This is a genomic window from Kitasatospora sp. NPDC056531 (assembly GCF_042794375.1).
Classification (GTDB): Bacteria; Actinomycetota; Actinomycetes; order Streptomycetales; family Streptomycetaceae; genus Kitasatospora.
The window spans coordinates 436,690-448,698 of record NZ_JBHTTU010000002.1 but is presented as its reverse complement, the minus strand read 5'-3'; the positions used below and the strand labels follow the sequence as shown (position 1 = coordinate 448,698).

General features: G+C 75.3%; 6 protein-coding genes, 1 rRNA gene and 1 pseudogene. 2 read left to right on the top strand and 6 right to left on the bottom strand.

Annotated features, from left to right (window positions below):
- The 3 genes and pseudogenes from ACFQ87_RS04795 to ACFQ87_RS04785 all read right to left on the bottom strand — a co-directional run.
- Positions 1-88, bottom strand: a 16S ribosomal RNA gene (locus ACFQ87_RS04795); the annotation flags it as partial.
- A gap of 582 nt (positions 89-670) precedes the next feature.
- A pseudogene (locus tag ACFQ87_RS04790) lies at positions 671-1,963 on the bottom strand (SpoIIE family protein phosphatase); the annotation flags it as partial.
- Between the two features lie 212 nt (positions 1,964-2,175).
- Positions 2,176-3,621 carry an NAD(P)/FAD-dependent oxidoreductase gene (locus tag ACFQ87_RS04785; protein ID WP_380609112.1) on the bottom strand — a complete coding sequence of 482 codons (1,446 nt, stop codon included), beginning with the start codon at positions 3,619-3,621 and terminating at the stop codon, positions 2,176-2,178.
- 477 nt (positions 3,622-4,098) lie between these two features.
- On the opposite strand from ACFQ87_RS04785, the gene ACFQ87_RS04780 reads away from it, so the two are divergent.
- Both ACFQ87_RS04780 and ACFQ87_RS04775 read left to right on the top strand, forming a co-directional pair.
- Positions 4,099-4,974: a helix-turn-helix domain-containing protein gene (locus tag ACFQ87_RS04780; protein WP_380609111.1), complete on the top strand. Its 876-nt coding sequence runs from the start codon at positions 4,099-4,101 to the stop codon at positions 4,972-4,974.
- Between the two features lie 381 nt (positions 4,975-5,355).
- Complete coding sequence (locus tag ACFQ87_RS04775; protein ID WP_380609110.1) at positions 5,356-7,596, top strand: sigma-70 family RNA polymerase sigma factor; 2,241 nt, start codon at positions 5,356-5,358, stop codon at positions 7,594-7,596.
- An 84-nt stretch (positions 7,597-7,680) separates the two neighbouring features.
- On the opposite strand, the gene ACFQ87_RS04770 is transcribed toward ACFQ87_RS04775, so the two are convergent.
- From ACFQ87_RS04770 to ACFQ87_RS04760, 3 genes are all read right to left on the bottom strand, one after another.
- A complete protein-coding gene (locus ACFQ87_RS04770) occupies positions 7,681-8,385 on the bottom strand; it encodes a DsbA family oxidoreductase (RefSeq protein WP_380609109.1) in 705 nt (234 codons plus the stop codon).
- A 98-nt stretch (positions 8,386-8,483) separates the two neighbouring features.
- The gene (locus ACFQ87_RS04765; protein WP_380609108.1) at positions 8,484-9,005 is read right to left on the bottom strand and encodes a universal stress protein; all 522 of its coding nucleotides are present in this window, start codon (positions 9,003-9,005) and stop codon (positions 8,484-8,486) included.
- Between the two features lie 295 nt (positions 9,006-9,300).
- Positions 9,301-11,463: an asparagine synthase-related protein gene (locus ACFQ87_RS04760; protein ID WP_380609107.1), complete on the bottom strand. Its 2,163-nt coding sequence runs from the start codon at positions 11,461-11,463 to the stop codon at positions 9,301-9,303.
- Positions 11,464-12,009: the final 546 nt, after the last annotated feature.

Genomic DNA, 12,009 nt, shown 5'->3' with positions numbered 1-12,009 from the left:
TCCACCCCGAAGGGCTTCACCGTTCGACTTGCATGTGTTAAGCACGCCGCCAGCGTTCGTCCTGAGCCAGGATCAAACTCTCCGTGAATGTTTACCCGTAATCGGGTCGACACCCGCGTTGAGCGGCACGGCAACCACCGGAATAGGGCGGCCCCGCGCACTGCGTCCTCGCTAGTGTTATTTCAAAAGGAATCTCCAACCCCAGGAACCCTGAGGCCGGGGATGTCAACATATCTGGCGTTGACTTTTGGCACGCTGTTGAGTTCTCAAGGAACGGACGCTTCCTTCGGACCGCCTTCCAGCGGGCCCTCCGGGCGCTTCGTTCTTTCGTGTTTCCAGCTTATCAGATGTTTTCCGCTCCGTTTCCGGGGCTTCGTTCATCCAACTCGCCGGTGTCTTCCGGGGCTTGACGCCCCGTTCGACGTTTCAAACTCTAGCCGATCCCCGCTCCGAAAAGCGAATCGACCGCAATCCGATAAAACGCGCACACCGAATAAGCACCGAGTCGCACCGCGACAACGCGAAACGACCGGCACGAACCGGAAGTGGTGTTTCAGAGGAGTGGCCGCCTCGGGACCGTCCGCGCAAATGCGTGTCCGGTGCTCCCTGCCAGGCAGCTCGAAGAACACTAGACCTCTGGAGTGGCCGAGTCAAGCTCCGCAACCGGATTCTCAGCTCCCTCTTCCGCCGGCAGGTGGAAGGCCAGGACGGCGACGTCGTCGTCGTGCTCCGAGGTCACGCCCATCGCCCGGAGGAGGCGGGCGCAGATCACCTCGGGGGTGCCGATCGCGCCGGTGAGGGTACGGGCCAGCAGGTCCAGGCCCTGGTCGATGTCCTCGTCCCGGCGCTCGACCAGGCCGTCCGTATAGAGGACGCCGGTCGTGCCGGGGAGCAGCCGGAGGGTGTGGGAGACGTGCAGGCCGTCGCCGGTGCCGAGCGGGGGACCGTTCTGTTCCTCGCTGCGCAGGATGGTTCCGTCCGGGCAGCGCAGCAGCATCGGGAGGTGGCCGGCCGAGGCGTAGGAGAGGGAGCGGCGCTGCGGGTCCCAGACGGCGTAGGTGCAAGTGGCGATCTGATTGGCGTCGATCTCCATGGCGAGGCCGTCGAGCAGGCGCATCACCTCGTGCGGGGGCAGGTCGAGGCGGGCGTAGGCGCGGACGGCGGTGCGCAGCTGGCCCATCACGGCGGCCGCCCGCAGGCCGCGGCCCATGACGTCGCCGATGACGAGGGCGGTGCGGCCGCCGTCGATGGCGATGACGTCGTACCAGTCGCCGCCGACGGCGGCCTCGGCTCCGCCCGGTTGGTAGGTGGCGGCGACCCGCAGGTCGGCCGGCTGGTCGAGCTTCTGCGGCAGCAGGCTGCGCTGGAGGGTGACGGCGGCCTCGCGCTGGCGGCGTTCGGCTTCGCGAAGGCGGGCGGCGGCGAGGACCTGGTCGGTGACCTCGGCGGCGAAGATGAGGACGCCGGCGGGCGGGCCCTCGGTGGGGGTGTCGCCGGTGTCGCCGGGGCCGAGCGGGACGCAGGAGACGTTGTAGTAGCGGTTGCCGGTGAGGCCGAGGATGCAGCGGGCCTTGACGCTGCGGGGGCGACCGCCGCGGATGACCTGGTCCATCAGGGGCAGGACGCCCATGGTGTCGAGTTCGGGGAGGGCCTCCCCGGCGGGAAGGCCGGTGGGGCGGTCGCCGAAGAGTTCGCGGTAGGCGCGGTTGGCGTAGCCGAGCTGGTGGAGCGGGCCGTAGGTGACGGCCACCGGGGCGGGGATCCGGTTGAGGACCTCGCGCAGGTTCTGGGGTTTGTGCGGATCGAGGAGTTCGGTGGTGATGGCGGGGCTGGTCGGGTCGCGGGGACTGGGCACGACGACGCCGTCGGTGGAGGGCATGCCCTCGCCGGTGCCGGCCCCGTTGGGTGGGACGGCACGCCGGGGGACTCCCGTGAGCCGGGCGCTCCAGCGCATGAGGTTCAAACGACGGCCGCTTCCTCGTTTTCCAGGCATATCATCACTTTTTGTGCACACGTCAGCACATGGGGTAATGACCAGGTCGGGCTGATCCTGTCAGGCGGAGGGCCGGTTCCGGAAGTCGCGCGCCCGGCGTGGCCGTCGGATCAGTCGGCGCACCGAGGTTGCGAAATCGCCCGTCGGGGCAGGAACCCGGCTCATCGAGGCAACGGGACGGTTCATCGGGGCGCTTCCGGCCCGGCGCCGGGCGGTCGGCTGGGCCCGGAGTCGAAACCCTCCTCGAAGACCGAACGCGGATGCTCCATCGCGCCGAGGGAGACCACCTCGCGGGAGAACACCCCGCCCAGCACCCAGTCCATCAGCACCCGGACCCGGCGCTCGGTGCTCGGCAGCCGGCGCAGGTGCCGGGCCCGATGCAGCCACCAGGCCCGCCGTCCAGTGAGCCGGCCGCCGCGCCGGGTGTGGGCGACGGCCCGGCCCGGGCCCAGCGAGGTCGAGCAGGCGGCGGGGCCCGGTCGGTACTCGGCGAGGCCCGGTGCGTGCGGTCCGCCGTCCAGGGCCACCGCGATGTTGCGGGCGAGCAGCTCGGCCTGGGCGAAGGCGTGCTGGGCGTTGGGTGCGCAGGGGGCGCCGTCCGCGCCGGGGTCGGGTACGGCGGCGCAGTCCCCGGCCGCCCAGACGCCCGGCAGGGCGCGCCCGTCCGGGCCGACGGCTTGCAAGGTGGCCAGGCAGCGGACCCGGCCGAGGGTGTCCAGCGGCAGGTCGGTGTCGCGCAGCAGCGGGGAGGGCCGTACGCCCGCCGTCCAGACCAGGGTGCGGGCGCCGAAGCGGCTGCCGTCGGAGAGCACGGCGACCTGGTCGACGGCGGACTCCAGGGTGGTGCGCAGCCGGATGTCGACGCCGCGTTCGCGCAGCTGGCCGAGGGTGTGCTCGGCGAGTTCGGGCGACTCCTCGGCGAGGATCCGGTCGGTCGCCTCGACCAGCACCCAGCGCAGGTCCTCGACGCGGACGTTGTGGTAGTCGCGGACGGCGGCGCGGGCCATGTCCTCCAGTTCGGCGAGCGCACCGACGCCCGCGTAGCCGGCGCCGACGAAGACGAAGGTGAGCGCGGACTGGCGTAGCGCCGGGTCGCGGGTGGCGGAGGCGAGGTCGAGCTGTTCCAGCACGTGGTTGCGCAGGCCGACCGCCTCGCCGACGGTGGAGAAGCCGAGTCCGTGCTCGGCCAGCCCGGGCACGGGGGCGGTCCGGGAGACCGAGCCGGGGGCCACCACCAGGACGTCGCAGGGGAGTTCGATCGGCGCGGGGGTCTCGCCGGGGCCCGCGGCGTCGGCCAGGGCGCGGCGGGCGGCGTGTTCGATCCGGGTGATCCGGGCGGTGAGCACCCGGCAGTCCGGCAGGGCCCGGCGCAGCGGGACGACGATGTGCCGCGGGTCGATCGACCCGGCCGCGACCTCGGCCAGCAGCGGGTGGTAGGTGAAGTAGGCCTGGGGCTCGACGACGGTGATCTCGACCTCGCCGCGTCGCAGCCGTTCTCGCAGGCCGCGCTGGAGGTGGAGTGCGGTGGCCGTTCCTGCGCAGCCGCCGCCGGCGATCAGGATCCTGATGGTGCACCTCCTGCCGATGTGACGTTTCGTCCCGGCCGCGCGGCCGGGGCTGTCCCCCATCACGCCCCCCTATGAAGGACCGGCCGGGGTGGTCTTGTCCACAGTCCGTACGGGGCGGGTTGCAACGGAAGTGACGGCCGTGGCCGGTTGTGCTTGCTGGGCGACTTTCTGACGCACTTTCGGCCGCGAAGAGCCGTGAACTATGGTCGGATTGTGTGCCGGAGCGGTTACCGCCATGACAATCGGCGGCGACGCACCGTGGAGCGGCCACTACGGCCAGTTCCAGCGTTGGCGTGAGATCCCGACTGGGGGACAGTCATCCGGGGAAGGTTAGTTCCCGGACAGGGCCCCGGACGGTGCCGACGCGCCGGGCCGGACGTGAGGGCGGCCCGGCGGCACGACCGTGGTCACCGGAACGGGACGGGCGGCACGAACGATGGTTCATCAGGTCATTTCTGACGGGCTGAGCTGCACCGGGGGGTGCAGGGGCGGGCGACGACAGGGTCCGGATTCGGACGCCTGCGGGGGAGAGTTGGGATGATGGAACAGGAGCAGGTATTGGGCCGGCCAGGCGTACCGCACACCGGACAGGGCATGGTGCCGGAGCAGCGCGGCCCGGTGGACCTGCCACCTCAGGGCGGGGTGTCGTACTCGGCCGTCCCGTACCGGGCGGAGCCGCAGTCGGCCGCCGCACCGGTGCCCGGGGCCCGGCTGCGGGTGGACGCCCGACGGAACCTGGAGAGCGTGCTGCGGGCGGCCCGGGAGGTGTTCGGCGAGTTCGGCTACGACGCGCCGATGGAGGAGGTGGCGCGCCGGGCCGGGGTCGGGGTCGGCACGGTCTACCGGCGCTTCCCGAGCAAGGAGGTGCTGGTCCAGCGGATCGCCGCCGAGGAGGTGGCCTGGCTGACCGCGCAGGCGCGGGAGTCGCTGTACGGCGGCGCCGGCGCCTGGGAGGCGCTGGCCGGGTACCTGGCCCGGGCGGTGAGCACCGGGGCCGGGCGGCTGCTGCCGCCGGAGGCGTTCCGGTACGCGGAGGAGCTGGGCCGGGTGCCCGGGCAGCGTCCGTCGGAGGCGCCGGCTGCCGTCCGCTTCGACCTGCGCGGCGAGGCGGCGCGCTCCGGTGCGGCGGTCGAGCCCTCGGCGGCGGACGCCGATCCCCGGCTGCTGCTGCAACTGCTGGCCGCCCTGGTGGCGCGGGCCGGTGCGGCGGGTGAACTGCGGCCGGGCGTCACGGTGTCGGACGTGGTGCTGGTGCTGACGGCCTCGGTGCCGGTGCACGCGGCGCGCCCCTCGGTCTCGGCGCCGACGGCGGCCGGCTTCACGGCGGTCGCTCCGCAGACGGACGGTCAACCGGCCTCCGGGCCGTCGGACCGGCTGTTGCAGATCCTGCTGGACGGGCTGCGGGCTCACTGACACCCCTCGCGGCCCGACCCTGCTGGACGGGGAGACACGGTGGACGCGTCAGACGGGGAACGGTCGACGCGCCCGACGGGGAAGGGAGTTGGGCAGCACACCGGCGCGCGGACAGGGCACGCGCGCCGGGTGCGGGCGTCGCGCGGCCCGATGCCGCACGCTGGGCGAACACGCCCGTGACGAACCTCGGAAGAGTGGGTACCGGCCGGTCCCGCTACCACCCTTCCCTGCGCTATGCCATCCTTTGCCCGTGGTTGGAGCCAATGTCCCGATGCGCGCCCTTCGCGCGCCGTCGGCGCCGTACGCCGGGGAACCGTGCGCCTACGCACTCCCGCCTGCCCTGCCACACTACGGGGGCTGTCGTGGAATCTGGGGTCCGTTGTGAGCGCCGAGGAACAGAACGACTACGGGTACGGCCTCGACTTCGGGGGCTTCTCCGGTAGTACCGCCGAAGGGTCCGCCGCGGGCCCGGGTGGCACCGGCGCCACCCAAGTGCCGGGCCCCGCAGCGGGTTCGGGCGCCGGACACGTCCCCGACCAGGCCGGGATGCCCAGCCGCGAATCGCTCTCCGCCTCGGCCGCCGCGTTGCCGCCCGGACGGGTACCCGGCCAGGCCCCGGCGGGTCTGGGCGGCGTCGCCCCCGAGGCGTTCGTCGGCGACGGCCGCCCGGCCCGTCCGACCGTGCCCGCCCCCGCCGACCCGGTGGACGGCGAGCGCCCACCCTCCGACGCCGAGTTGACCGCCCGGGTACGGGCCGGCGACGACACCGCGTACGAGGAGATCTACCGCCGGCACGTCGACTCGGTGCGCCGCTACGCGCGGACCTGCTGCCGGGACAGCTTCACCGCCGAGGACCTCGCGGGCGAGGTCTTCGCCCGCACCCTGCAGGCACTCAAGGCCGGCAAGGGCCCGGAGTTCGCCGTCCGCGCCTACCTGCTGACGGCCGTGCGCAACGTCGCCGCCGCCTGGACCCGCAGCGAACGACGCGAGCAACTCGTCGACGACTTCAGCGTGTTCGCCCAGTGCTCGGCCGCCGTGGTCGACCTCGATCTGGCCGACCCGGGCGCCGACGCCTGGGCGATGGCGCTGGCCGACCAGCGCATGGTCATGCAGGCCTACGCCGAACTCCCCGAGGACGACCGGGTGGTGCTCTGGCACACCGAGGTCGAGCGGGAGTCGCCGAAGACCGTCGCGGTGATGCTCGGCAAGACCGCGAACGCCACCGCCGTCCAGGCCCACCGGGCCCGCGACCGGCTGGCCGCCGGCTTCCTGCAGGCGCACGTCTCCGGCAGCCAGGACAGCACGTGCGAGGCGTACGCCAACCGGCTCGGGGCGTACGCGCGCGGCTCGCTGCGCAAGCGGGCCTCGGCGGAGGTCGGGCGCCACCTCAGGGAGTGCGACCGCTGCACGGCGGCCTGCCTGGAACTGACCGAGATCAACACCGGCCTGCGCGCGCTGCTGCCCGGCGGCGTGCTGGTCTGGGTCGGGGTCGGCGGGTTCAGCGCCGCCGCGGCCGCCGTGGGCGGTGCCGCCGCGGTCGGCGGTGCGGCGGCGGCCTCCGCCGGATCGTCGGGCGGTGCGGCCGGCGCCGCGGGTGCCGCAGGTGCCTCGGGTGCTTCCGGAGGGAGTGCGTTGGGTGCCGCGGCCGGCGAGGGCCTGGGCGCCGCCGCCAAGGCCGGGATCGCCGCCGCCGCCGTGGCAGTGGCCGCGGCCGCCGTCGCCGCGTACGCGCTGACCGGCTCGTCCGACCCGAGGCCCGCTGCGGCCGCTCCCCCGGCCACCTCCGCGCCGGCCGCCTCCGCGTCGGCCGCCCCCGCCCCGAAACAGCCCGCGCCCGCGGCACCCGCCCCGGCCTCGGCTCCGGCGCCCAGCAGTGCTGCCCCGGCCCCGGAGAAACCGGCGCCGCCGAGCCCCTTCGCCAGCCCGAAGCCGACACCGTCGCCCCGGCAGAGCCAGGCCCCGACGGTCACCCCGGCGCCGAAGAGCCAGCCCCCCGCGGCCAGCAGGGCGCCGGCCCCCGGGCCGACCGTCCCTGCACCGACCGTCCCGGCACCGGTCGTCCCGGCGCCGACCGTGCCGCCGGTGCCGACGCCGGAGGTGCCGGTCGTCCCGACGCCGACCCTGCCGCCGGTGCCGACCCCGACCGTGACCCCGCCCTCGCCGCCCGCGCCCACCGACTTCTGGGGCGACTCGCTGCCCGTACTCAAACCGGGCGGCAACCGGGTGCCGCCGGAGGGACCGAGCATCCGGCGGAAGGGCAGCGACAGGTTCTGGCAGCGCGACGGCGCGTGGATCCGCGGCGAGTACCTGCCGCACGCCATCACCGTGCGCGCCCCGGCGACCACGCTGATCGACCTCAACCGCGGCTGCACGTCCTTCGACGCCGTCGCCGGGGTGGACGACGCCACGCTCACCCCGGGCGGAGTGGTGTTCTCCGTCCAGGACGGCGACGGCCGCACCCTGTGGAGCTCCCGCGCGCTCGCCGCCGGGGACGACGCGGTACCGGTGCACGTGCCGCTGGCCGGGCAGAAGTCGATCAAGCTGGTGGTCACGCCGGTGCACGGGATCTGGTCGGCGCTGAACATCGCGGACTGGGCCGAGGCGCGCTTCAGGTGCTCCTGACACCCCTCGCGCGGGCCGAGGCCCGTTCCGGGAGCGTCTGACAGCTCTTGGAACGGGCCTCGGAGGGCGTCCTTCCCGGATCGCTCAGATCGCGCAGGAGCCGTCCGCGCAGGCCTCCCCGGCCGGGGCGACCTGCACCGGGGCGGGGCGGTGCTCGCCGATCTCGGCGGCGACCTGCTCCAGCACCTTGCGGAAGGTCTCGGCCTCCTGGCCGCCCTGGACCGCCCACTTGCCCTCGAACACGAAGGTCGGCACGGCGGTGATGCCCAGCTCACGGGCCTCGGCCAGCTGGGCGATGACCTCGGCGGTGCCCTCGTCGCCCGCCAGGTAGGCGGCCACCCGCTCGCGGTCCAGGCCCGCCGCCACGGCGACGTCCGTCAGCGCGGCGCGGTCGCCGACGTCCACGCCGTCGGTGAAGTGCGCCTTCAGCAGGGCCTCCTTCAGACGGCCCTGGGCCTCGGCGCCGTACTCGGCCTCGGCGAGGTGCAGCAGGCGGTGGCCCAGGAACGTGTTGGCGTGCAGGGCGGCGTCGAAGTCGTACGTGATGCCCTCGGCGAGGCCCAGCTCGGCCACCCGCGCGTCCATCGCCACCGACTGCGGGCCGTACCGCTCGGCCAGCCAGGCGCGGTGCGGGCTCGCCGTCGCCGGCGCGTCCGGGACCAGCTGGTACGGGCGGTAGACGACCTCGACGGCCTCCTTGCCCGGGAAGTCCGCCAGGGCCTGCTCGAAGCGGCGCTTACCGATGTAGCACCAGGGGCAGGCGATGTCGGACCAGATCTCGACCTTCATTTCGGGGGGCTCCAGAGGGCGTCTTGAGTCGGCTGTACGAGATGGATGAACGATGAACCATCTTGGTACATTCCCGACACCCGGGCCGTTCCCGCTGGTCAGGCCTCCACCGGCGCCGGGACCACCAGCACCGGGCAGGCCGCGTGGTGCACCGCCGCCGAACTCACCGAACCGAGCAGCAGCCGGGCGAACCCGCCGTTGCCCCGGGTTCCGAGCACCAGCGTGTGCTGCCGGGTCGACGCCTCCAACAGCACCTCGACCACATTGCCCAGCACCACGTGCAGCGACATCTCCGCCGTGAACGGCCGCCCCCGCTGCCGCAGCACGGTGGCCACCGCCCGGCGCAGCCCGTCCGCCATGCTCTCGACCAGCGTCTCCACGCTCTCCTGCACCAGCTCCGCCATCCCCGGCGGGTACCCGGCCGGCGCCGGGTTCACCACGGCCAGCACGTACAGCGGCAGACCGAACAGCTCCGCCTCCACCATCGCCCGGTCCAGCGCCCACAGCGACCCGTCCGACCCGTCGCACGCCGCCAACACCCCGGGCGGCCGCCCCGTCGGCGGCCGCCCGAGCACCGACAGCACAACGGGAACGTCCTGCCCCGGGCGCACACCGGCCACCACACACTCCCCTCACCGTGGACTCACAGCCCCGTCATCATCACCTGCCCCGTGCGACGGGCAGGGACAGCCGCGCCGAACGGCGGTGGGGGTGCCCCGGCGGCGGCGTGCGCTCCGCGGCGACCAGGCGCCGGGGTGGGGTGCGGGAGGCGGGAGGCGACCCCGGCGGGCGCCGGTGCGGCGCCTGCCGGATCAGCGGGCGCGGGCCTCGCCGAAGAGGCCCGGGTCGGACCTGGCCTCGGTGCGGGTCGGGCAGCGGCAGGCGGGGGGCTTGTCCGGGCCGGGTAGCCGCGGGTCAGGGGGTGAGGGCCGGGGGGTGGGGGTGGGGGAGGCCGGTCCAGCAGGCGCCGTGGCGGCGGGCGCGGAGGCGGCGGAGCCAGAGTTCGGTGGAGACGAGGTCGGCGAGGCCGGCGAGGGCGGCCGGGGAGAGGGGGGTGGCGGGGTCGGCGGAGTGGGCGAGGCCGGCGCGGACGGCGGGGAGGTCGATGAGGCCTGCTTCGGCGAGGAGCGGGGCGTCGAAGAGTTCGGCGAGGCCGTCGGCGGCGAGGCGCAGGCCCGCCCGGGCGGGGGCGGTGCGGTCGGGGCGGGGGCCGCGGCCCCAGTCGGGGGGCAGATCGGTGCGGCCGGCGCCGGTGAGGACGGCGTGCAGGAGGGCGTGCCGGGCGCCGGGTTGGAGGCGGACGTCGTCGGGGAGCAGCCGGGCGGCGCGGACCACCTGGTTGTCGAGGAAGGGCGCGTGCAGCCGCTGGCCGGGCTGTTCGGCGGCGTGCACGAGCGTGCGGTAGGAGCGTGCCTGCCGATAGAGGGCGTGCCGGGCGCGGTGCGCGCCGGGGTGTTCCTCGGGCGCTGGTTTGCGCGCTGCCAGGCGCAGCCGCAGGGCCACCGAGGAGAGCGCCTCGTCGGAGAGCCAGCGGGCGGCCGGGCCGGGCACGCACCAGGCGAGGTCGACGGCCGAGCGGTCGCCCGCCGTGCCGCCGCCGTCCGGGACGTGGCGGGCGGTCAGCTTGGCGGCCGCCTCGTCCAGCGCCTCGGCGTAGCGGACCCGGGAGAGCCGGTGAGCGGCCCGGACCACGGTGAGCGGGGTGCGCAGCGCGCCGGCCAGCACGCCCGCGGCGGCCCGGTCGGCGCCGGCCAGTGCGGCGACCGGGGGCAGGAGTTCGCGGGGCCGGCCGGCCCGGATCAGGTCGGCGAGCCGGGCCGGGTGGCCGTCGAGCACCTGGCGGGCGCCGTAGCCGGTGAGGTGGTCGGTGCCGCCCGCGTCGAAGCGGGCCTCGGCGCGGGCCGCGGCGATGAGTTCGGGGCCGGGCTCGTCGGTGAGCCGGCCGGACTGCGGGTCGGCGCGCAGCCCGGCGTACGGGAGGGTGTCGGGGCCGGGGTCGAGCACTGTGTGCCGCAGCCGCGGAGTGTCGGGGGCCAGCGCGAGGGTGGCGGGCGGTTCGGTCTCTCCGAGCGTGACGGCGGCCAACTGCTCGGGGGCGGAGGGTTCCTTCGCGACGGACCGGGCCCAGGAGCCCTTGACCGCACCGGTCCTGGCCCGGCCGGCCCTGGCCCCGCCGGCCCCGGCTCCGGCGGCCGCCACCGGGGCGGCGGCCGTGGACGGCACCGGCGGCAGCGGTACGGCGGCGGCGAGCAGGGCGACGGTGGCGGAGGCGGTGCCGTACGAGAGGTCGACGCCGAGCCGGGCGCGCCCGGCGGCCTCGGCGGCCGGCGCGGTGGTGCGGACCCGGGAGCGGACGGATTCCAGCAGGGTGCGGGTGAGTTCGCGGATGGCGGGCGCCTCGTCGCGCGGCTGCTCGGCGCCGGGCGGTTCGTCGTACGCGTCGAGGTACGGGCGGCCGCCGCGGATGGCGAGCACATGGCCGGGCGGCACCCGCTGGACGCCCAGGTACGGCGTGCCGGTACCGAGCGCCTCGGGCGATTCCGGGCAGGCGAGGCGGGCGGCGAGGTGGCCGGTGTCCAGCGGGGCGCCGACCAGGTCGGCGAGCGGGAGGGCGGCGGTGGCGTACGCGGTGCCGCCGGCCCAGGGGGTGTGGAAGACGGGCTGGGCACCGGCCAGGTCGGTGAGCAGCAGGGTGGAGCGGGTGCCGGCCCGCAGCACGACGGTGTAGCTGCCGGGCCAGGCGGTCAGGTGGCGGACGGCGCCGCCGCGGGCGGCGGCGAGGCCGGCAGCGAGTTCGGCGTCGCTGGCGCCGCAGTGGCCGAGGACGGCGAGCCGGCTGGTGGCGGGGGTGTCCTCGCCGGGATCGGGGGCGTTCGGGCCGGTGCTGACCGCGGCGGGGCCACCGGGGCGGAGGGAGACCAGGCGGATCTCCTCGGGCCGCCAGTCGCCCACGGCCCAGAGCGGGTTGGGGCCGGTCCACAGGGGACGCGCGGCGATCGGCGCCACCGTGGCGAGGGCCTCGTACCCGGGCGTGCCCGCTCGGGGCGCGCCCGTGCTCCAGCCCGTCAGCCACCGCATCGCGCCTCCACCGGACGAGGACCTGCACTCGCGCGGCGCGTCGGCGCCGGGCGGGCGGCCGGGTGAGGTGCCGTGGCGGCCGGCACGCGCGTCCGGGCGTGCCCTCGGGTCCGGCGCGCCGTCTGGAGACATCGTGCCACCACCGCGCGCTGCCGGGGCCGGTGTTGTCGGTTCCGCTTCCGTTTCGGCGCGCGCTTCGGGGCAGGCTTCGGCGCGGAGTTCGACACGGAGTTCGGCGCAGGCTGCGACGCGGGCTTCGGCAACGCCTTGGGCGGCGACTTCGGCGGCGACTTCGGCGGCGACTTCGGCGAGGAATGCGGAGAAGACCTGAACGGACGTTCCAGCGGGGTGGATTCGGGCGGGCCGGGCCTCCCCCTCCCCGGCCCGGACCGCCCGGGACGCCTTTGGCATGGGCATCGCGAGATGGCCGAAAGGCGTCGCCCGGCCCGGGAGGGCATCCGCATGCCCTCCCGGACCCGGCCGCCGCCCGCGGGGATCGAGGCGGCGGTTTCCCCCGGCCCGCCGGGTCCTCGACGGCGGGCCGAC